This window comes from Glacieibacterium arshaanense (assembly GCF_004681125.1).
Taxonomy (GTDB): Bacteria; Pseudomonadota; Alphaproteobacteria; order Sphingomonadales; family Sphingomonadaceae; genus Polymorphobacter_A; species Polymorphobacter_A arshaanense.
The window spans coordinates 89,977-110,833 of sequence record NZ_SIHO01000004.1; the positions used below are offsets into that span (position 1 = coordinate 89,977).

The 20,857-nt window shown below is 66.0% G+C and carries 15 protein-coding genes; 12 read left to right on the top strand and 3 right to left on the bottom strand.

The window, feature by feature from the left end:
- Nucleotides 1-93: 93 nt before the first annotated feature.
- The gene (locus EUV02_RS16035; RefSeq protein WP_135247135.1) at nt 94-915 is read right to left on the bottom strand and encodes a cold-shock protein; all 822 of its coding nucleotides are present in this window, start codon (nt 913-915) and stop codon (nt 94-96) included.
- A 272-nt stretch (nt 916-1,187) separates the two neighbouring features.
- Here EUV02_RS16035 and EUV02_RS15080 point away from each other — a divergent pair, with 272 nt between their 5' ends.
- The 6 genes from EUV02_RS15080 (at nt 1,188) to rpoN (ending at nt 7,334) form a co-directional block, all read left to right on the top strand.
- The gene (locus EUV02_RS15080) at nt 1,188-2,645 is read left to right on the top strand and encodes a hypothetical protein (RefSeq protein ID WP_135247136.1); all 1,458 of its coding nucleotides are present in this window, start codon (nt 1,188-1,190) and stop codon (nt 2,643-2,645) included.
- Between the two features lie 228 nt (nt 2,646-2,873).
- Nucleotides 2,874-3,488 carry a ribonuclease D gene (locus EUV02_RS15085; RefSeq protein ID WP_135247138.1) on the top strand — a complete coding sequence of 205 codons (615 nt, stop codon included), beginning with the start codon at nt 2,874-2,876 and terminating at the stop codon, nt 3,486-3,488.
- Nucleotides 3,488-4,231 carry an LPS export ABC transporter periplasmic protein LptC gene (locus tag EUV02_RS15090; RefSeq protein ID WP_135247140.1) on the top strand — a complete coding sequence of 248 codons (744 nt, stop codon included), beginning with the start codon at nt 3,488-3,490 and terminating at the stop codon, nt 4,229-4,231. The genes EUV02_RS15085 and EUV02_RS15090 overlap by 1 nt, the downstream gene beginning before the upstream one ends.
- Before the next feature lie 7 nt (nt 4,232-4,238).
- A complete protein-coding gene (locus EUV02_RS15095) occupies nt 4,239-4,787 on the top strand; it encodes an LptA/OstA family protein (protein WP_135247142.1) in 549 nt (182 codons plus the stop codon).
- Between the two features lie 165 nt (nt 4,788-4,952).
- The gene (gene lptB / locus EUV02_RS15100; RefSeq protein WP_135247143.1) at nt 4,953-5,732 is read left to right on the top strand and encodes an LPS export ABC transporter ATP-binding protein; all 780 of its coding nucleotides are present in this window, start codon (nt 4,953-4,955) and stop codon (nt 5,730-5,732) included.
- A gap of 51 nt (nt 5,733-5,783) precedes the next feature.
- The gene (gene rpoN / locus EUV02_RS15105; protein ID WP_135247144.1) at nt 5,784-7,334 is read left to right on the top strand and encodes an RNA polymerase factor sigma-54; all 1,551 of its coding nucleotides are present in this window, start codon (nt 5,784-5,786) and stop codon (nt 7,332-7,334) included.
- A 96-nt stretch (nt 7,335-7,430) separates the two neighbouring features.
- On the opposite strand, the gene EUV02_RS15110 is transcribed toward rpoN, so the two are convergent.
- Nucleotides 7,431-8,273 carry an alpha/beta hydrolase gene (locus tag EUV02_RS15110; protein ID WP_135247145.1) on the bottom strand — a complete coding sequence of 281 codons (843 nt, stop codon included), beginning with the start codon at nt 8,271-8,273 and terminating at the stop codon, nt 7,431-7,433.
- On the bottom strand, nt 8,270-10,543 hold the full coding sequence (locus EUV02_RS15115; protein WP_135247146.1) for an NADP-dependent malic enzyme: 2,274 nt from the start codon (nt 10,541-10,543) through the stop codon (nt 8,270-8,272). Before EUV02_RS15115 ends, EUV02_RS15110 begins: the two co-directional genes overlap by 4 nt.
- 144 nt (nt 10,544-10,687) lie before the next feature.
- Between EUV02_RS15115 and mutS the strand changes: the two genes are divergently transcribed.
- The 6 genes from mutS (at nt 10,688) to EUV02_RS15145 (ending at nt 20,856) form a co-directional block, all read left to right on the top strand.
- Complete coding sequence (mutS, locus tag EUV02_RS15120) at nt 10,688-13,318, top strand: DNA mismatch repair protein MutS (protein WP_243445940.1); 2,631 nt, start codon at nt 10,688-10,690, stop codon at nt 13,316-13,318.
- 186 nt (nt 13,319-13,504) lie between these two features.
- Nucleotides 13,505-14,233, top strand: a complete 729-nt coding sequence (locus EUV02_RS15730; RefSeq protein WP_166430653.1) for a cistern family PEP-CTERM protein — start codon at nt 13,505-13,507, stop codon at nt 14,231-14,233.
- Between the two features lie 258 nt (nt 14,234-14,491).
- Nucleotides 14,492-15,007 carry a GNAT family N-acetyltransferase gene (locus EUV02_RS15130; RefSeq protein ID WP_135247147.1) on the top strand — a complete coding sequence of 172 codons (516 nt, stop codon included), beginning with the start codon at nt 14,492-14,494 and terminating at the stop codon, nt 15,005-15,007.
- A gap of 68 nt (nt 15,008-15,075) precedes the next feature.
- The gene (locus EUV02_RS15135) at nt 15,076-17,844 is read left to right on the top strand and encodes a [protein-PII] uridylyltransferase (protein ID WP_135247148.1); all 2,769 of its coding nucleotides are present in this window, start codon (nt 15,076-15,078) and stop codon (nt 17,842-17,844) included.
- A 65-nt stretch (nt 17,845-17,909) separates the two neighbouring features.
- Nucleotides 17,910-20,051 carry a methylmalonyl-CoA mutase gene (gene scpA / locus EUV02_RS15140; RefSeq protein WP_135247149.1) on the top strand — a complete coding sequence of 714 codons (2,142 nt, stop codon included), beginning with the start codon at nt 17,910-17,912 and terminating at the stop codon, nt 20,049-20,051.
- Between the two features lie 13 nt (nt 20,052-20,064).
- Nucleotides 20,065-20,856 carry a heme-dependent oxidative N-demethylase family protein gene (locus tag EUV02_RS15145; RefSeq protein WP_135247150.1) on the top strand — a complete coding sequence of 264 codons (792 nt, stop codon included), beginning with the start codon at nt 20,065-20,067 and terminating at the stop codon, nt 20,854-20,856.
- Nucleotide 20,857 lies beyond the last annotated feature (1 nt).

The following is a 20,857-nucleotide window of genomic DNA, read 5'->3' on the forward strand; positions in this document are numbered from 1 at the left end:
CAGGCCTGAGGCCTGCACCCCTTTGTTGGGCTCTGCACAAAAAAACGGGGCCGCATTGCTGCGGCCCCGTTCGTTTTATTGGTCAGTCAGCGCTCACAGCGGCGTGAGGTTGATCGCCGCCTGCTTGCCGCGACGGTCGAGTTCGAGCTCGAAGCTGACACGCTGGCCTTCATCGAGACCAGCCATGCCGGCACGTTCGACGGCCGAAATGTGCACGAAGGCATCGGGGCCGCCGTCTTCACGCTGGATGAAGCCGAAGCCCTTCTGGCCGTTGAAGAACTTGACGACACCGTCGACACGTTCGCCATTGCCGGCCGGAGCACCGCCGCCGAATTCGCGACCGGCGCCGCCGTAACCACCGCCACGCGGGCCATCGTTGCGGCTGCCGAAACCGCCTTCACGCGGTTCGCGCGGGGCACGTTCGACGACCGGCAGCGGCTCGCCATCGATGACAAGGTCGGTTGCCGAAACACGGCCCGAACGCTCGGTCAGCGTGAATTCGAGCGGCTGGCCATCGGCGAGGCCGTTGAGGCCGGCAGCTTCGACCGCCGAAATGTGGACGAAAACATCTTCGCCGCCGTCATCACGGACAACAAAGCCGAAGCCCTTCTGGCCGTTGAAGAATTTTACGGTACCCTTGGCAGTGCCGAGCACAACGCCGGGGCCCATGTCGCGCGGGGGACGCGGGCCGCCGAAGCCGCCGCCGCCCGGACGACCGCCGAAGCCGCCGCCACCACCACCGCCACCGAAGCGCGGTGCGCCGCCGCCACCGCCGAAGCGATCGCCGCCGCCGCCGAAACGGTCACCGCCGCCGCCACCGAAACGGTCGCCGCCGCCTTCGAACTGGTCAAATCCGCGCTCACGCTTGTCGAAACCGCCACGGCCGGGCCCACGCCCGCGTTTATCAAAGCTCATCTTGGAATAGTCTTTCGTATTTCGTCGTCTGTTGTTGTCATGTCCCGGTCAGTTCCGCCTGATTGCGGTTCCGGCCAAGCGGTTGCGGGTCACCCGGTCTTCACCTGTCTCCGACGCATCGCTGCAAAATGCCGCGAAAATGGCAGGAGGCAGTCGATCAAAACGAGCAACGCCACCTTCATGCATATACCAGAACCCGTCGCGGCGCGAGCGGTTTATCCACAGGCTGCGCCGGCCATTGCGGCGCCCTGCCAAGCGACTAGGATGGTGCCATGACAGGCCCCGTCCAACGGCTGATTGGCGTGCTGCTGCTGTTGCTGGCGCAGCCGGCATTTGCGGCGTGGTTCAGGGCTGAAACCCCGGCATTTGTCGTCTATGGGCAGGGCTCGTCCCGGCAGGTCAGCGCTGCGGCAACACAGCTCGCGGCGTTTGATCAGCTGTTGCGGCAGTTGACCGGCACCACCGGCGATGCACCGCGCGCCCGCGTCAATGTCTACCTTGTCGATGACGCACGCGATTTCGAGCGGCTGCGCGGCGCCGGGCCAGGGTTCGATGGCTTCTACACCGCTACGCCGAACACCATCGCGGCCTTTGTCGATCGCAGCGATGCAGCGCACAAAGCGCGCGCGCAGAACGTGATGTTCCACGAATACGCGCATCATTTCATGTTCGCCCACCAGCCCGCCAGCTATCCGGCGTGGTACATCGAGGGCCTCGCAAGCTATTGGGAAACTGCGCGTTTTTCGAACGGCAAGGCGCGTTACGGTGACTATGACAGCGGCCGTGCGCAGACGATGATGCTGGCCAACTGGATGCCGATGGCGCGGTTGCTCGGTGCCGACTGGGCGAATTTGCCGGGCTATGAAACACCGATGTTCTACGCGCAGAGCTGGCTCGCGGTACACTACCTCGCCAGCGATCCGCAGCGTGCGGCGTCGTTGGCGCGCTACCTTGAATTGGTTGCGGGCGGCACGCCGTCGGGCACGGCGTTCGCGCAGGTCTTCGGCTATCCGGTCGAACGCTTCGACAAGGTGCTGATCGACTATGTCATGGGGCGCACGCTCAAACCCACCGAACTGGCGTTCGTGCCGCTACAGGCGGCGGTCGCTGCTGTGCCACTTTCGGCGGTCGCGGATGCACTGCTGATTCCCGCGGCGCAACTCGACATCGGGGTCGATCCCGACAAGGCGCCGGCGCTGCTTGACCGCATCCGGCACATTGCCGCGCGCTATCCGGATGACTGGTCGGCAAAGGTCGTGCTGGCGACGGCCGAACTGCGACTCGGCGACCGGGCGCAGGCGCGGGCGCTGATCGATTCGCTGGTGGCGGCGAAACCCGACAGCGCGCCGCTGCTGGTATTGCTCGGCACCGCGCAGCTTCTCGACCATCAGGCGGCCAGCGCGACGCTGGCGCATGCCGATGCCGTGCGTCCCGATGACTACCGCATCCTGTTCCTCCGCGCGCTCGCCGAGCCGCCGGGCGCCGAAGCAGAACGCCGCGCGCTGCTGCTGCGTGCCAACGCGCTGGCACCGCAGGTTGAGCCCGTGGCGCTGGCCGCAGCGCAGGCGCAGGCTGAGGCGAGCGACTTCACTGCCGCCCGCGCGCTGCTGATGCCGGTCGCCAACAATCCGCACGGCGGGCCGGCAGCGGCGCAGGCGCGCGACTGGCTCAGGCAACTGCCGGCAGCATCGCCGGTTGATGGCACGATTAAGGCAGCGCCCCCGAAATGAACACAAATTGTTAAGAACGCATTCAGTGCCATATCGCTAGAAGCAACACGTCGGCGGGGCGCTCCGGTGCGCCGCCGATTGTTTCGTGTTGCGTATGCGTTGTGTTGCGTAGTGTTGCGTAGCCCCCGGTACCGGGCCTGCGGCGGCATCAGACAAGCACCTCCCCAGATGCCGTTTCGATGCCGCCGCAGATTGTCGTTCGGATGCGACAATGCTACGCCCGCCCCCATGACAATTTATCTCCATGAAGGCGACCTGCCGCGCGATGTGTTTGCGCCCGGGCCGATAGCAATCGACTCCGAAACCATGGGCCTCAACCCGCACCGCGACCGGCTGTGCCTGGTGCAGCTCGCCGATGGCCAGGGCGACGAGCATCTGGTGCGGTTTTCGGGCGGCGACTATAGCGCGCCGGTGCTCAAATCGGTGCTGACCGACCCGTCGCGGCTCAAAATCTATCATTTCGCGCGTTTCGATCTCGCGGTCATCAAGGCTTATCTCGGCGTCACTGCCGGGCCGGTGTTCTGCACCAAGATCGCCTCCAAGCTGATTCGCACCTACACCGATCGCCACGGCCTGAAGGATGTGCTGCGCGAAACCATCGGCGTCGATGTCTCGAAAGCGCAGCAATCGTCCGACTGGGGCGCCGATGTGCTCAGCGAAGCGCAGAAGGACTATGCCGCGTCGGATGTGCGTTATCTGCACCGTGCGCAAGCGGTGCTCGCCGAACGCCTGGCACGCGAAGGCCGCACCGAAATGGCGCAGGCCTGCTTTGATTTTCTGCCGTGGCGCGCCGAGCTCGATCTCGCCGGCTGGCCCGAATCCGACATTTTCGCGCACATGTGATGAGCGCTGCGGTTATCGAGCGCGCCGCCTACACGCCGCGCCAGTTGCACGCGCTGCCCGGCGGTGCGCACGACCGGCTTGTTGCCGTGCTGCGCTGGCTGCTGCCGGCGCTGGCGTTGGCGTTGCTGGCGCTGCTGGTCATCCTGCCGCTGACCAGCGGCCGAGAATTCTCGTTCCTGCTCGCCAAGGACAAGGTGGCGATGAGCCCCGACCGGCTGCGCATCGACAATGCGCTCTACCGCGGCGAAACCGCCGACGGCGAACCCTTCGAAATCCGCGCTGCAGACGCCGTGCAGCGCACCTCGGCGGTGCCCATCGTCGAACTGCGCAAACTTTCGGCATCGCTCGGCACCACCGATGGCCCGGTGCGCGTGTCGGCACCGGCGGGTGCCTATTACATGGACAAGGACCTGCTGGTGGTGAAGGGCCCGGTGCAGGTCGCCAGCCCGAACGGCTATGTCATCGACAATGGTGATGTCCGTGTCAGCCTGATCGACCGCACCATTGCGTCGGACGGAAATATCCGCGGGCTATTGCCGCTCGGCAGCTTTTCAGCCGATTCGCTGCGTGCGGATATCGGCGGCCGCGTGCTCAAACTCGATGGCCAGGTGCGCATGCACATCACGCCGGGCCGGCACAACACCGTTTCGGTCGGTGCGCTGCCGCAAGCCCAGCCCGCCGGTGCCAAGCCGGCAGCGACCGTAGCACCGGGCTTGCAGTTCACGCCCGGCACGCGCAAATGAGGCGGCCATGACCAACCTTCGTGTTTCGCTCCCCCTGATTGCCGTATTGCTGTGCGCGCTGCCCGCCGCCGCGCAGGTGTCGGCGCTCAAGGGTCACAGCACCAACGCGCCGATCGACGTCGCCGCCGACCGCATGGAAGTCCGCGACACGCAGAACCAGGCGATTTTTTCGGGCAATGTCGCGATTCGCCAGGGCGGCATGACGCTCGATGCCGACAGCGTCACAATTTTCTACAAGCGCGGCACCGGCACCAATCCCGAAATTTCGCGCATCGATGCGCAAGGCTCGGTCAAGCTGGTGACAGCGTCCGAAACAGCATCGGGGCGCTACGGCATCTATGACGTGGTCGCCAAAACCATCACACTGGTTGGCAATGTCGAGCTGACGCAAGGCGGCTCGGTGCTGCGTGGCCAGCGGCTGGCCATCGACCTCGCCAGCGGCCGCTCGACGCTCGATGGCGCCGGTGCGCCGGCCAAGGGCAATGCCCCGGCGACGTCTTCGGGCCGCGTCACCGGGCGATTCGTGGTGCCGGCACGCCCGGCAAAGCAGCCGTAAGGCACGATACCGCCATTTTGGCCGGCAATTCGGCTGCAATTGGATGCAGCTTGCTTTGCAAAGCCCCCGCAAGGCGCTAGGCTTCCATCAACAAGCAGGATTTGCGCCAAAATTTGGCGCGATTCGTGCATAAACCTTTCGGCGCATTCCGCTGATGGAGTGGTGATGGCTCAGGCAGCGGCGCAGTTCGATAGCACGCAAGACAGCAACGACGCCGCCGTCGAGTTTGGCCTCGCGGTCGTTTCGATTGGCAAAAGCTATGACAAGCGCGTCGTGCTGCGCGATGTCTCGATGTCGGTGCGCCGCGGTGAAGTCGTCGGGCTGCTTGGCCCCAACGGTGCCGGCAAGACCACCTGCTTTTATTCGATCATGGGTCTGGCGATGCCCGACCAGGGCCGCATCCTGCTCGACGGCCATGACATCACCACGCTGCCGATGTACCGCCGCGCCGCGCTGGGGCTGGGCTATCTGCCGCAGGAAACCTCGATTTTTCGCGGGCTGACGGTCGAACAGAACATCATGGCGGTGCTCGAAGTCACCGAACCAGACAAGGCGCTGGCGGCGGCGCGGCTCGAACAATTGCTCGAAGAATTCAACATTACACGGCTGCGCGAAGCACCGGCGATGGCATTGTCGGGCGGCGAGCGGCGGCGCTGCGAAATCGCCCGTGCGCTCGCCGCACATCCGTCGATCATGCTGCTCGACGAACCGTTCGCCGGCATCGACCCGATCTCGATCGCCGACATCCGCGCGCTGGTCGTGCAACTGCGCGACCGCGACATCGGCGTGCTGATTACCGACCATAATGTCCGCGAAACGCTCGACATCGTCGACCGCGCCTGCATCATCTATGACGGCCGCGTGCTGTTCGAAGGCACCCCCGAAGCGCTGGTCGCCGACGAAACCGTGCGCCGCGTCTATCTCGGCGAGGGTTTTGCCCTGTGAGGCCGGTAGCCATGACGTCGGCCGGGCGCGTAGGGAGCTAGGGCGGAAACCATGGCCATAGGGCCACGCCTCGACCTGCGCCAAAGCCTGCAGCTGGTGATGACGCCGCAGCTGCAGCAGGCGATCAAGCTGCTGGCGCTCAACAACATGGAGCTCGAAGCCTATCTCGGCACCGAGCTCGACAGCAATCCGCTGCTCGCATCGTCAGGCAGCGAAGACGGCGGCGATGCCGGCGAGGATTTCGCCGCCGGCGACCGTGAAGGCGACGGTGAAGGCGATGGCGGTGATTTCGAACCGGCAACCGCCGATGTGCTGATGACCGGCGCCGATGCCAATATCGATGCGCCGCTCGATGTCGACTATGCCAGCGAAACCTTCCACCACGACGGCCCGACCGACACCGCCAGCTATGATGGCAGCGGCCCGGCGCCCGACAGCGGGCTCAGCGCCACGGGCAGCACCAGCGGTGGCGAAACCAGCGATTTCGACCAGTTCGCTGCTGCCGAGCCGTCGTTGCTCGATTTCCTGCTCGAACAGGCCGGCGCGGTTTTCGACGGCGTCGAACTCGTCATCGCCCGCCATGTCATCGACCAGATCGACGAGGCCGGCTACCTGACTGTGCCGCTCGACGACATTGCCGACCGCCTCGATGCCGATATCGCCGTCGTCGAAGCCGTGTTGGCGCGCGTCCAGATGTTCGAACCGACCGGCGTCGGCGCGCGCAACCTGCGCGAATGCCTGATGCTGCAGGCACGCGAGGCCGACCGGCTCGATCCGGCGATGCAGGCGATGCTCGACAACCTCGACATTTTGGCTCGCGGCGACAAGGTGACGTTGCGCCGGCTGTGCGGTGTCGACGCCGAGGACCTCGACGACATGATCCGCGAATTGCGCCGCTACAACCCCAAGCCCGGCCTGCGCTATGGCGGCGAGCGCTCGCAACCCGTCGTTCCTGACATCTTCGTTTCGCGGCTGGCGAGCGGTGGCTGGGGCGTCGAACTCAACACCGCGACGCTGCCGCGCGTGCTTGTCGACCGCGGCTACTACACCGAGCTGTCACATTCGAGCGGCCGCACCCCCGAAGCCGAGCGCGCGGCGCGCAACTATCTGTCCGAGTGCCTGATTTCGGCAACCTGGCTGGTCAAGGCGCTCGACCAACGCGCCCGCACCATCATCAAGGTGACCAGCGAACTGGTGCGCCAGCAGGAAGCCTTCTTCGAACACGGCGTCCACCACCTCAAGCCGCTGACGCTGCGCAACGTCGCCGAAGCCATCGGCATGCACGAATCGACGGTCAGCCGCGTCACCTCGAACAAATATCTCAGCTGCGACCGCGGGCTCTTCGAGCTCAAATACTTCTTCACCGCCGGCATCGCGTCGTCGGACGGCGGCGAAGCGGTCTCGGGACTCGCCGTCAAGGACCGCATCGCCCGGCTGATCGCCGCCGAAACCGCCAACAACATCCTCAGCGATGACCGCCTCGTCGACGTGCTCAACGCCGAAGGCTTCAACATCGCACGCCGCACGGTGACGAAATACCGCGAGGCGCTCGGGCTGGGGTCGAGCGTGGCGCGTCGGCGGGCGAAGAAATTGGACGGCTAAGAGCCTCCGGCGGGCAGGCCTGAGGCCTGCACCCATTTGAAGAGCGCCTAACAATTGGGTGCAGGGCCTAGGCCCTGCCCGCCGGAGGCTCTCAGCCTATCTTTGCTTGAGCCAGCCCGCAATCAAGTCGCCAACCTTGGTCATCGCGGCGCCGTAAAACAGCCAATGCCCGGTATCGGGCAGCTCGTGATAATCGACGTTGCTGCCGATGGCGCGCGCGGTGGCACGGGCGACGGCAGCGGTGGTGATCTGGTCTTGCGCACCGACAATGATCAGCACCGGCATCGTCAGGCGGCCGAAGTCGATGGTCGCGGCGGGTGCCTTGGCGACGCCGGGCAGCGACAGTTCGAACAACACACGGCCGGAATCCCAGACCAGCGCCTTGATTTCGGCGTCGGCGACCTCGGCGGGTACGCCGTTGTAGACGCCGAAACGCGCCCCGGCATCGTCGAGCAGCGTCGGGCTTTTCCACCAGCCCCAGTGCCGGATGACGCCCCACATCGAGCGCAGCGAATTGATCGCCAGCACGCCGGTCTTGGCGCTGGGGGCGGGTGACAGCAACACCAGCGCCGGCGGCTGGATGCGCGCCGCGACCGCCTGCGCCAGGAAGCCGCCGAGCGAGTGGCCGATGATGATCGGTGTCTGCGGCAGCCGCGCGATATCGGCGACGAGGAAGTCGACATAGTCCTGCACGCCGAGCTTGCCGAGTTCGGCCACCGGCGGCAGCGACGGGTCGCGGTCGTGATAGGGCAGGCAGGCGGCGTGCGTGTTGTAGCCCGCGACTTCGAAACGCTCGCGCAGGCCGGCCCAGACCGCTGGCGTGCTCCACATGCCGTGGATGAAATACAGCGGCGGCCTGCCGGCGGCGGCCGGCGCGTCGGGCCTGCCGGCGGCGGCCGGCGCTTCGGGACCGCCGGTGACGGCCGGCGTGTCGCTCACGACATCGCCCCCGTCGCGGCGAGCACGGCCAGCGTCACCAGATCGCTGGCGGTGCTGGTCATTGGTGCGACCTGTACCGGCTTCGACATGCCCATCAGCAGCGGCCCGATCATCTTGCCGCTACCGAGTTCCTTGAGCAGCTTTGCCGAAATGTTTGCCGACTGCAGGCCGGGCATGATCAGCACGTTCGCGGGCCCCGACAGCCGCGAGAACGGATAGCGGTCGGCCATCATCGGATTGAGCGCCACGTCGGGCGACATTTCGCCTTCATATTCGAAGCTGACGCGGCGTTCGTCGAGCAGCGTGATGGCATCGCGGATATTGGCGAGGAACTGGCCCGGCGGGTTGCCGAACGTCGAATAGCTCAGGAACGCGACGCGCGGCTCCTGGCCAAGGCGGCGCGCCACCGCGGCGGTCTGTTCGGCGATATCGGCGAGCATCTGTGACGACGGGCGCTCATTGACCGTGGTGTCGGCGATGAAGATCGTGCTCGACCGGCCGACCCACATGTGGATGCCGAACGGGATATGCCCCGGCGCGGGGTCGATGACCTGCCGGACCTGGCTGAAGCTCTGCGCGAAATTGCGCGTCACGCCGGTCATCATTGCATCGACTTCGCCGAGTTCGAGCATCAGCGCGCCAAAGATGTTGCGTTCGTGGTTCACCATGCGCTCGACGTCGCGCAGCACATGGCCACGGCGCTGCAGCCGGGCATAGAGCAGCTCGACCATGCGCGGCACCAGCGGGCTGTTGGCGCTGTTGTGGATTTCGAAGCTGTCGATGTCCTCGGGCGATACGCCGATGCGTTCCAGTCCCTCACGGACCGGCGCTTCGCGGCCGATCAGCACCGGCTCGCCGAAGCCGCTCGACCGGTAGCTGACCGCGGCACGCAGCACGACTTCCTGCTCGCCTTCGGCAAACACCACGCGGCGCGGGCGGGCGCGCGCGGCCTCGAAGCTGCCCGCGAGCACGCCGGTCGTCGGGTTGAGCCGGGCGCGCAGTTGCTGGCGGTAGGCATCTTCGTCGAAGAACGGCTTGCGCGCCACGCCCGATGCCATCGCCGCCTTGGCGACGGCGACGGGGATGGCTTCGATCAGCCGCGGATCGAACGGTGCCGGGATGATGTATTCGGGGCCGAAGTTGCGCGCCTTGCCGCCATAGGCCGCGGCGACCTCATCGGGCACCTGCTGGCGCGCCAGATCGGCGATGGCGTTGGCAGCGGCAAGCTTCATTTCCTCGTTGATCGTCGTCGCGCGCACGTCGAGCGCGCCGCGGAAGATGTACGGGAAACCGAGCACGTTGTTGACCTGGTTCGGATAGTCCGAACGGCCGGTGGCCATGATCGCATCGGTACGGATGGCGTGGACTTCCTCCGGCGTGATTTCGGGGTCGGGGTTGGCCATCGCGAAAATTATCGGGTTCGGCGCCATCGAGGCGACCATTTCGGCAGTCACCGCGCCCTTGGCCGACAGCCCAAAGAACACGTCGGCGCCGCGCATCGCCTCGGCCAGCGTACGGTCGGGGGTGGCGGCGGCATGCGCCGACTTCCACTGGTTCATGCCCTCGGTCCGGCCCTGCCAGATGACGCCCTTGGTGTCGCACATGATGACGTTGTCGGGCTTGACGCCCATTGCCTTGACCAGTTCAGTGCAGGCGATCGACGCGGCGCCGGCGCCGTTGACCACGAGTTTGATGTCGGCGGGCTTGCGGCCCGTGAGGAACAGCGCGTTGATCAGGCCGGCGGCGGCGATGATCGCGGTGCCGTGCTGGTCGTCATGGAACACCGGAATGTTCATGCGCTCGCGCAGCGTCTGCTCGATGATGAAGCATTCGGGCGCCTTGATGTCTTCAAGGTTGATGCCGCCGAAGCTCGGCTCCATCAGCTCGACGGCGTTGACGAAGCGGTCGACGTCTTCGGTGGCGAGCTCGAGGTCGATTGAATCGATATCGGCAAAGCGCTTGAACAGCACCGCCTTGCCTTCCATCACCGGCTTCGAAGCCAGCGCGCCAAGGTTGCCGAGGCCGAGAATAGCCGTGCCGTTCGAAATCACCGCCACAAGGTTACCCTTGATCGTGTAGTCGTACGCCGCGTCAGGGTCCTTGGCGATCGCCAGCACCGGCACCGCGACTCCGGGGGAGTAGGCGAGGCTGAGGTCGCGCTGCGTCGCCATCGGCTTTGATGCGATGATCTCGATCTTGCCGGGGCGGCCATTGGCATGGAACCGCAGCGCCTCCTGGTCGGAGAACTCTTTGGCTTTATCGTCGGACATCGAGCACCTTTCACGCGCCGGGCGATACTGCACGGCCCGGTTCAAGGCTCGCTAGCATAGCTGTCCGCGCCTTGCACGTCATGCGCGCAAAATCACGCGCGGTGCTTGGTGACGTTGCCGGCAGCGCAGGCTATGACACGGGCGATGACCGCCCCGCCTGCTCCCGAGATACCCGACACCGCCTCGCCGATGATGGCGCAGTATCTGGGCATCAAGGCCGGCGTGCCCGATTGCCTGTTGTTCTACCGGATGGGCGATTTCTACGAATTGTTCTTCGACGACGCGGTGGCCGCCAGCGCGACGCTCGATATCGCGCTGACCAAGCGTGGCCTGCATCTCGGTGCCGATATCCCGATGTGCGGCGTGCCGGTGCACAGCAGCGAAGCCTATCTGATGCGGCTGATCCGCGCCGGGCATCGCGTGGCGATTGCCGAACAGATCGAGGACCCGGCGGCGGCCAAAAAGCGCGGCAGCAAAAGTGTCGTCGCACGTGCCGTGGTGCGCGTGGTGACGCCGGGGACCTTGACCGAGGATGCGCTGCTCGAGGCCCGCAGCGCCAATTGGCTGGCGAGCGTGGCGCAGGTCGGCGGCATGGCGGGGCTGGCGTGGTGCGACGTCTCGACCGGCGAATTCCGCACGCTAGCGTGTGCGCCCGCGGCGCTCGAACCCGAACTGGCGCGCATTGCGCCCGCCGAAATCATCGCGCCCGCCGACTGGGAAATTCCCGGCTGGTTCGGGGCACCGCCCACACCGCGACCCGCGGGCGACTTCGATTCGCTGCGCGGCGAGGCACGGCTCAAGGCGCAGTTCGATGTCGCGACACTCGACGGCTTCGGCAGCTTCAGCCGTGCCGAACTCGCCGCCGCCGGCGCGCTGCTCGCCTATCTCGGTGTCGCCGGGCAAGGCCGGATGCCGCTGCTGCTGCCGCCGCTGACGCAACCGCCGGCAGGCCATATGGCGATCGACGCGGCAACACGCGCCAGCCTCGAACTGGCACGCGCGGCTGACGGTGGCCGCGCCGGCAGCTTGCTCGCGACCATCGACCGCACGGTGACCGGCGCCGGTGCGCGCTTGCTCGCGGATGACCTCGCCGCGCCGTTGACCGACGCCGCTGCCATCGGCGACCGGCTCGATCTGGTGGCATGGTTTGTCGGCGACAGCACGACGCGCAGCCGCACCCGCGGCGCGCTCAAGGCAGCGCCCGACCTGTCGCGCGCATTGTCGCGGCTGGCACTGGGGCGCGGCGGGCCGCGCGACCTTGGCGCGATTCGCGATGGCCTGATCGCGGCAACCGCGCTCAAGACACAGCTCACCGAAGCCGCCGCGCTTGACTTGCCACCGCTGCTCGCCGCGACGTTGGGCAACATTGCCGGACACGGCGAGGACATCGCCGCGCTGGCGCGCGCGCTGGTCGCCGAACCGCCCGTCGATGCCGCATCGGGCGGTTTCATCGTCGCCGGCTATGACGCGGCGCTCGACGAACTGCGTGCCGCTTCGGCCGATGGCCGCCAGCTGGTCGCGGCGCTTGAAGCGCGACTGCGCGACGAAACCGGCGTCGCGGCACTCAAGATCCGCCATAACAATGTGCTCGGCTATCATATCGAAGTCGCGGCGCGCCACGCCGACCCGCTGATGCGCCCCGACTCGGGCCTGATCCACCGCCAGACGCTGGCGGGCGTCGTGCGTTTCGGCTCGGTCGAACTTGGCGCGCTGGCAACCCGCATCGCGCAGGCCGGCGACCACGCGCTCGCCGCCGAAGCCGCGCATTTCGAGGAACTGGTGGCGGGTGTGTTGACCCGCGCGACCGAAATCGCCCGCACGGCAGCGGCGCTCGCACGGCTCGATGTCGCCAGCGCGCTCGCCGAACTGGCGGCGCTCGAAGGCTGGTCGCGGGCGCTGGTCGATGACAGTTGCGCGTTCGAAATTGCCGGCGGCCGCCATCCTGTGGTCGAGGCGGCGTGCCGCGCGGCGCGCGTGCCGTTCGTTGCCAATGACTGCGACCTGGGCGTCAAGAACCGCCTGTGGCTGGTCACCGGCCCCAACATGGCAGGTAAATCGACGTTTTTGCGCCAGAACGCGCTGATCGCGGTGCTCGCGCAGGCGGGGTCGTTCGTGCCGGCGGCGTCGGCGCATATCGGCGTCGTCGACCGGCTGTTCAGTCGCGTCGGTGCGTCGGACAATCTCGCGCAGGGGCGTTCGACGTTCATGGTCGAGATGGTCGAAACCGCCGCGATCCTGACGCAGGCGACCAACCGCAGCCTCGTCATTCTCGACGAAGTCGGGCGCGGCACCTCGACCTATGACGGCCTCGCCATCGCCTGGGCGGTGCTCGAGGCGGTGCACGACACGCTGGCCTGCCGCTGCCTGTTCGCGACGCACTATCACGAACTGACGCAGCTTGCCGGGCGCCTCGACGCGCTGGCGCTGGTGACGGTCAAGGTGCGCGAATGGAACGGCAAGCTGGTGTTCCTGCACGAAGTCGCCAGCGGCGCTGCCGACCGCAGCTACGGACTGGCGGTCGCCGAACTCGCCGGCTTGCCGCGCGCGGTGATTTCGCGCGCACGCTCGGTCCTCGCGCGGCTCGAGGATGGTCGCGCCAAGACTGGCGGCATCGCAGCCGGCTTGAGCGATCTGCCGCTGTTCGCTGCGGCACCGCCGCCGCCAGCGGTCGACGCGCTGCGCGTGCGGCTGGCGGCGATCAGCCCCGATCTGCTGTCGCCGCGCGAAGCGCTCGACCTGATTTACGAACTGCGCGCGCTGACCGATCGGGCCTGAACCGGCAGCCCCTGCCAGCAATCCGTGCGCGCCGCACGGTGCCAATTGCCACGTCGAAATTCGACTGCCTCTTAATCACATTATCATTTAAATAAATTTTGTATTTGTCCCTTGAAATTCGGCATATCAGGCAACATCTGGTGTTCAGGGCCGTTGATGGCCGTAGAGAATTGATGGAGCGAATTGATGCTGTTTCGCCTTGCTATGGTTGCCGCGATTGTCGCTGGCGCCGCGTCTTCGGCGGGGGCCGTGACGACCCTGATGTGGTCGAGCACTGCCGACGTCGGCAAGACCCAGACCGTGAGCTTTAACGGGCTTTATGGTGCGTCGGTCAATCACCGGACCGTGGCCACGCCGCTCGCCGGCCTGAGTTCGACTCTGGCACTGACGCTGACGAGGGTCAGCGGCAAGGACTGGACGTTCGACTATGCTGTCGACAACACGTCGCTGGCGCCGGTTGCGGCCTCCAAGGTTTCGGTGTTCGGCTTTGACTCGCTCGGCAAGATTTCGGGCGCCAGCTCGACCGGCGCGTTCGGCAGGTCGGGCAGCGGCCCGGTGCCGCTGCTCGGCACCTCGGCCGACGTCTGCTTCCGCGTCAGCGGAAGTGATTGCACCGGCGGCAACTCGGGTGTGACGATCGACGAACCCCTGTCGAAGGGTAGCCTGACGCTACGCTTCGAACGCGCTACGCCGCTGGTCAATCTGAACAACTTCTTCGTGCGTTATGCTGCGGTCACCAACGCCAACAGGTCGATCAACAACGTCAACGGCACCAGCGGTGAGGCCGTGTTGATGGCCGACGCTGTCGATAGCGTGCCCGAACCGGCCAGCTGGGCGATGATGATTACCGGCTTCGGTCTCATCGGTGGCACGCTGCGCCGCCGGCGCACCACCTTGGCGACCACGACCTGCTAATACCCCGATAGCGCGCGCCGCACCCCCCTGATCGCGGCGCACGTTTAGCCGGCCTCCTGTTTCCCCTGGCAGGAGGCCGGCCTCCGTTCGGCGGCACGGCTGCGGCCACATGTCTGACGCGTCAGGCATGGCGCCGCGTCGGCATTGCGCCTATCAATCGTCGCATGTTCCGGCGCTTCAACTTGCTCGTCAACCGGCGGGCCATCATCGATCGGCGCGCCTTGAGCGCAACCGCGCAGCCATAATCAGGAGGCTCGCATGCTGGTCCCGGCAGCCGATAGCGACATTCCGGCGGTCGCCGCGCTGATGAATCGCGCCTATCGCGGCGAAAGCTCTGGCTGGTCGTCGGAAACATCCTTCATCTCCGGCGACCGAACCTCCGAAGCGCTGTTGCGCGCCGACCTTGCCGCCGAGCCTGCGGCCGTGCTGCTCAAATGGGTCGACGGGCCGGGGGCCGGTTTCGACGGTTCGGTCTGGTTGCAACCGGTCGCTGGCAACGTCTGGTATCTTGGATCGCTGGCGGTCGATCCGCACCGGCAGAATGACGGTCTGGGACGCCGGATCCTGGCCGCAGCCGAAGATTGGGCACGTGCTCGCGACGCCACGCGTATCCGCATGACCGTCGTCAATGTCCGTGAAACGTTGATCGCCTTTTATGGTCGCTGTGGTTATGCACCAACGGGCGCGACCGAGCCGTTTCCGTATGGCGATGACCGTTTTGGCAAGCCGCTGCGCGACGACCTCGCCTTCGTCATTCTCGAAAAGCCGGTTTGACCGCCGCCTGGTATATGCGTCACCGCCAACGGTAGCGCGGCGCGCACAAACCGCCTATCAAACGCTGCATGTCTTGGCGCTTCAACTCGCTCGTCAACCGGCGTGCCATCATCGATCGGCGCGTCGTCAGCGAAGCACTAGCGGAAATTGCCGAAAAGCACGACCGCGTCGAAGCCCGGCGTGACGCCGCTGCCGCACTGGTCAAGGCGGCGATGGTCGCGGGGCGCGCCGAACTGCAGCGACGGTTGCTCGAACATCCGTCGCGCGGGCTCGAAGCGGCCGCCGGCTATGCCTTCCTGACCGACCAGATGCTGCGGCTGATTTTCGATTTCACCATCACCGCACTCTATCCGGTCACCAATCGCACCGCCTCCGAACGCATCACGCTGATCGCGGTCGGCGGCTATGGGCGCGGCGAAATGGCGCCGTTTTCGGACATCGACGTGATGTTCCTGACGCCGTGGAAACAGACCGCTTGGGGCGAGCAGGTCATCGAAACGATGCTCTATCTGCTCTGGGACCTCGGTCTCAAGGTCGGCCATTCGACGCGCTCGGTCGATGACATGATCCGCATGGCGAAATCCGACCTCACGATCCGCACCGCGTTGCTTGAATCGCGCTACGTCTGGGGCGACCAGCCGCTGTACGACGAAGCCTCGGCGCGCTTCCGCAAGGAAGTCGTGGCGGGCACCGCACGCGCCTTCATCGCCGACAAACTCGCCGAACGCGACACCCGCCACCAGCGCATGGGCGACAGCCGCTACGTCGTCGAACCCAATTTGAAGGAGGGCAAGGGCGGCCTGCGCGACCTCCACACTTTGTTCTGGATCGGCAAATACGCCTATCAGGTGCAGTCGGTGAACGAGCTGGTCGACAAGGGACTGCTCACCGCGCCCGAGCTGCGCCAGTTCCTCAAGGCCGAAAATTTCCTGTGGGCGGTGCGTTGCAACCTCCACGATATCGCCGGCCGCGCCGAAGAACGGCTGACGTTCGACGTCCAGCGCGAGCTCGCGGTGCGCATGCGCTATGCCGAGCGCGGCGGCATGTCGGCGGTCGAACGCTTCATGCGCCACTACTTTCTGGTGGCACGTCAGGTCGGTGACTTGACCGGACTGTTCCTCGCGCACTTGGATGAAAGCTTCGGCCGCGCTGCGTGGCTGCCGACGATCACCCGCAAACCCAAGAAGCTCCACGGTTTCACGCTGCGCCGCGGCCGCATCGGCGTGCCGAATGACCGCTTCTTCCACGAAGACCCGGTACGGCTGATCGAAATGTTCGCACTCGCCGACAGCGAAAACCTCGACATTCACCCGCTGGCGATGCGCCAGGCCGGCCGCGATGCCAATCTGGTCAACGAGAAAGTCCGCCAGGACCCTCGGGCCAACGCGCTGTTCCTGTCGGTGCTGACCAGCAAGAATCGACCTGAAACGGTGCTGCGCTGGATGAGCGAGGCGGGCGTCTTCGGGCGCTTCATTCCCGATTTCGGCCGCGTCGTGGCGCAGATGCAGTATGATATGTACCACCACTATACGGTGGACGAGCACACCATTCGGGCCATCGGCCTGCTGGCGCTGATCGAAGCCGGCAAGCTCAAATCGGATCACCCGCTGTCGACCGCCATTATCCGCCAGCTGGTGTCGCGGCGCGTGCTCTATGTTGCGGTACTGCTCCACGATATCGCCAAGGGCCGCGGCGGCGACCACAGCGAAATCGGCGCTGAAATCGCGCTCAAGCTGTGCCCGCGGCTCGGGCTGACACCCGCCGAAACCGAAACCGTCGCCTGGCTGGTGCGCTACCACCTGCTGATGTCGTCGACGGCGTTCAAACGCGACCTGTCGGACTTCAAGACCATCCTTGATTTCGTCGAAGTCGTCGCTTCGCCCGAACGTCTGCGGCTACTGCTCATTCTGACGGTCGTCGATATCCGCGCCGTTGGCCCCGGTATCTGGAATGCCTGGAAAGGCCAGTTGCTCGGTGACCTGTACGAAGGTGCCGAGGAGGTGCTGCGGCTCGGGCACAAGCAAACCGGTCGCAGCGAACGCATCGCTGCCAAGCAGGCGGCGCTCGCCACCGAGCTGCGCTGGCCGCAGACCAAGTTCGCCGCCTATGCCAAGCGCCATGCCGATCCCTATTGGGTGGCCGAACCTGCCGATGCCCTGTTGCGCAACGCGCAGCTGGTCGAGGCCGCCGATACCAGCAAGCAGCCACTGTCGATTGCCACGCATGTCGACGAAGCCTCGGGGACGACGCTGGTCAGCGTCTATGCCAGCGACCATCCGGGACTGTTCTACCGCATCGCCGGGGCGATCTCGCTGGGCGGCGCCAACATTCTCGACGCGCGCATCCACACGACGCGCGACGGCATGGCGCTCGACAATTTCGTCGTCGCCGACCCGCTCGACCGGCCGTTCAATGAACCGACGCAGCTGGCGCGCTTGAAGCGCACGATCGAGGATGTGCTGACCGGCAAGGTCCGGCTCGCCGACAAGCTGGCGGCACGACCACTGGCGCGCCGCCGCGCCGATGTGTTCAAGGTCGAACCCAATGTGCTCATGGATAACCGCGCGTCGAACCGCTACACCGTCGTCGAAGTCAGCGCGCTCGACCGGCCGGCGCTGCTCTATTCGCTGACCAACACCTTCTTCAACGCGCGCGTGACGATCCATTCGGCGCACATCGCAACCTACGGCGAACGCGCCACCGACACCTTCTACATCACCGACCTCACCGGCGAAAAAATCGACAACGGCCCGCGCCTCAAGGCGCTCGAAAAGCGCTTGCTCGAAGTCGCGAGCGGCGCCGTCGAACGCGCCGAAACCGTTCAGGCGGCGCAATAGCCGCACCTCAAGCGTTGACGCGGGTTAGCCGGGTGCGCTTATAGCGGCGCAGCAGGAGACGCATGATGACCGACAAGACGCACGCCGACTGGGCCGCCGCCGCCGCCAAGGAAGTCAAAGACGCCGACCTGACATGGCATACGCCCGAGGGCATCGATATCAAGCCGCTCTACACCGCCGATGACGTGGCGGGCACCGATCCCGGGCTGCCGGGGTTCGCGCCGTTCACCCGCGGCGTCAAGGCGACTATGTACGCCGGCCGGCCGTGGACGATCCGGCAGTACGCGGGCTTTTCGACCGCCGAGGAGTCGAACGCCTTCTACCGCCGCAACCTCGCGGCCGGGCAAAAGGGCCTGTCGGTGGCGTTCGATCTGGCGACGCACCGCGGCTATGACAGCGACCATCCGCGCGTTGTCGGCGATGTCGGCAAGGCCGGCGTGGCGATCGACAGCGTCGAGGACATGAAGATCCTGTTCGACGGCATCCCGCTCGACCAGATGTCGGTCAGCATGACGATGAACGGCGCGGTCATCCCGATCCTGGCGTTCTTCATCGTCGCGGGCGAGGAGCAGGGCGTCGACCGCAAGCTGCTCGACGGCACCATCCAGAACGACATTTTGAAGGAGTTCATGGTCCGCAACACCTACATCTACCCGCCCGAACCAAGCATGCGGATCATTTCGGACATTTTCGGCTACACCAGCCGCGAGATGCCCAAGTTCAACAGCATCTCGATTTCGGGCTACCACATGCAGGAAGCCGGCGCGACGCAGGTCCAGGAGCTGGCGTTCACCATCGCCGACGGCCAGGAATATGTGAAATACGGCGTCGCATCGGGCCTCGACATCGACAAGTTCGCCGGGCGGCTGAGCTTCTTTTTCGCCATCGGCATGAACTTTTTCATGGAAATCGCCAAGCTGCGTGCCGCGCGCGTGCTGTGGCACCGCGTGATGACCAACCTCGGCGCCAAGGATGAACGCTCGAAGATGCTGCGCACGCATTGCCAGACGTCGGGCGTGTCGCTGACCGAGCAGGACCCGTACAACAACGTCATCCGCACGACGATCGAGGCCATGGCGGCGATGCTCGGCGGCACCCAGTCGCTGCACACCAACGCGCTCGATGAAGCCATCGCGCTGCCTACCGACAATTCGGCGCGCATCGCGCGCAACACGCAGATCGTCATCCAGGAAGAGACCGGGATGACCAAGGTCGTCGACCCGCTCGGCGGCAGCTACTACATCGAAGCGCTGACCAATGAACTGGTTGAAAAGGCGTGGGAAATCATCGCGCGCGTCGAAGCCGACGGCGGCATGGCCAAGGCGGTTGCCAATGGCTGGCCCAAGGCGATGATCGAGGAAGCCGCCGCTGGCCGCCAGGCCCGCGTCGACCGCGGTGACGACGTCATCGTCGGCGTCAACAAGTACCGGCTGGCGAGCGAAGACCGTCTCGAAACGCTCGAAGTCGACAACGCCAAGGTCCGCGAAGGCCAGGTGGCGCGCCTCGCCAAGCTGCGCGCGACGCGCGACGATGCCGCCTGCCAGGCCGCCCTCGCGGCACTGACCGAAGGCGCCCGTGGCAATGGAAACTTGCTCGATCTCGCCGTCGATGCGGCCCGCGCCCGCGCCACGCTCGGCGAAATCTCGGCCGCGATGGAGGAAGTGTTCGGCCGCTACGGCACGACCCCGACGCCGGTGAAGGGCGTCTATGCGGCGCCCTACGACGGTGACGCGCGCTGGGCGCAGGTCGTCGCCGGCGTCGAAGCCGTCACCCGCCGCCTCGGCCATGCGCCGAAGATCCTCGTCGCCAAAATGGGCCAGGACGGCCACGACCGCGGGGCCAATGTCATCGCCTCCGCATTCGCCGATCTCGGCTTTGACGTCGTCCCCGGCCCGCTGTTCCAGACACCCGAAGAAACGGTGGTGCTGGCGCTCGAAGCCAATGTCGACGTGGTGGGTGCCTCCAGCCTTGCTGCCGGCCACAAGACACTGATCCCCGAACTCATCCGCGGCCTCAAAGCCGCCGGCCGTCCCGACATCAAGGTCATCGCCGGTGGCGTCATCCCGCCGCAGGACTATGACTTCCTGCGCGACGCCGGCGTCCAGGGCATCTACGGCCCGGGCTCGAACGTCGTCGAATGCGCCGCCGACGTGCTGCGCCTGCTCGGCCATAACATGCCGCCCAAGGGCGAAGAACTGGCCGCCTGACAGCACTGACACCATGACCGGTTTCAACGTCGCCGCGATTGCGCCGCTGAAGAATGGTCATGGCGCAGCCAAGCTTGGGCTGCGGCCGCTCGAACCGGCGCTGTGGCGTGACACCGGGCCGGAACTTGCGGCGCGGGCAGCGGGCAAGGCGTCGGTGTTCGCCGCGCATCCTGAGGCGCTGCACGAAATCCCCGGCCATGCGGCGGCTGCAGAACTCGCGGCGCTGGTCGGCGCGGCAGGGCTGACGCTGCGCGACGCGGCATGCGCATTGTTCGAAGATGTCTGCATCCTCGAACGCGGCGCCGATGGGCTGCACATCTTCACCGCCGGGGCGCTGGCGTATCCGACCGACTGGCATTTGCACGAGAAGATCGGCCAGCCGCTGGCGGGCATCCATGCGCCGGTGCCGGGGTTTGCCGCGAAGCTCGCAGCGGGCGTCGACCATGTATTCGATACGCTGACGCCGGCGCGCATGCTGACCCGCGCCAACTGGAACATCGTCGAGACCGATACGCTGCGCTACCTGCCCGCGCTACCGGCGGCGCAGCGCTTCGGCCATGTCACCGCCGAAAATGCCGGCGAGACGCTGTGGCTCCGCTGCGAGCGGCAGGCACTGCGGCGATTACCCCAAACGGGCGCGGCGGTGTTCACCATCGGTATTTACCGCGAACCGCTAGCGGCGCTGCCCGCAGCACTGGTCAGCAACTTGGCCGCAGCGGTGCGGACACTGCCACACGCCGAAGCATTGCGACGTGGCACATCGGGCTATGGGGCCGCACTCGACGCCTATGCGGCGAAGCTATAAA

Coding starts and splice junctions, on each gene's coding strand:
- EUV02_RS16035 (WP_135247135.1), bottom strand. CDS start 915: ATGAGCTTTGATAAACGCGGGCGTGGGCCCGGCCGTGGCGGTTTCGAC.
- EUV02_RS15080 (WP_135247136.1), top strand. CDS start 1,188: ATGACAGGCCCCGTCCAACGGCTGATTGGCGTGCTGCTGCTGTTGCTG.
- EUV02_RS15085 (WP_135247138.1), top strand. CDS start 2,874: ATGACAATTTATCTCCATGAAGGCGACCTGCCGCGCGATGTGTTTGCG.
- EUV02_RS15090 (WP_135247140.1), top strand. CDS start 3,488: ATGAGCGCTGCGGTTATCGAGCGCGCCGCCTACACGCCGCGCCAGTTG.
- EUV02_RS15095 (WP_135247142.1), top strand. CDS start 4,239: ATGACCAACCTTCGTGTTTCGCTCCCCCTGATTGCCGTATTGCTGTGC.
- lptB (WP_135247143.1), top strand. CDS start 4,953: ATGGCTCAGGCAGCGGCGCAGTTCGATAGCACGCAAGACAGCAACGAC.
- rpoN (WP_135247144.1), top strand. CDS start 5,784: ATGGCCATAGGGCCACGCCTCGACCTGCGCCAAAGCCTGCAGCTGGTG.
- EUV02_RS15115 (WP_135247146.1), bottom strand. CDS start 10,543: ATGTCCGACGATAAAGCCAAAGAGTTCTCCGACCAGGAGGCGCTGCGG.
- mutS (WP_243445940.1), top strand. CDS start 10,688: ATGACCGCCCCGCCTGCTCCCGAGATACCCGACACCGCCTCGCCGATG.
- EUV02_RS15730 (WP_166430653.1), top strand. CDS start 13,505: ATGCTGTTTCGCCTTGCTATGGTTGCCGCGATTGTCGCTGGCGCCGCG.
- EUV02_RS15130 (WP_135247147.1), top strand. CDS start 14,492: ATGCTGGTCCCGGCAGCCGATAGCGACATTCCGGCGGTCGCCGCGCTG.
- EUV02_RS15135 (WP_135247148.1), top strand. CDS start 15,076: ATGTCTTGGCGCTTCAACTCGCTCGTCAACCGGCGTGCCATCATCGAT.
- scpA (WP_135247149.1), top strand. CDS start 17,910: ATGACCGACAAGACGCACGCCGACTGGGCCGCCGCCGCCGCCAAGGAA.
- EUV02_RS15145 (WP_135247150.1), top strand. CDS start 20,065: ATGACCGGTTTCAACGTCGCCGCGATTGCGCCGCTGAAGAATGGTCAT.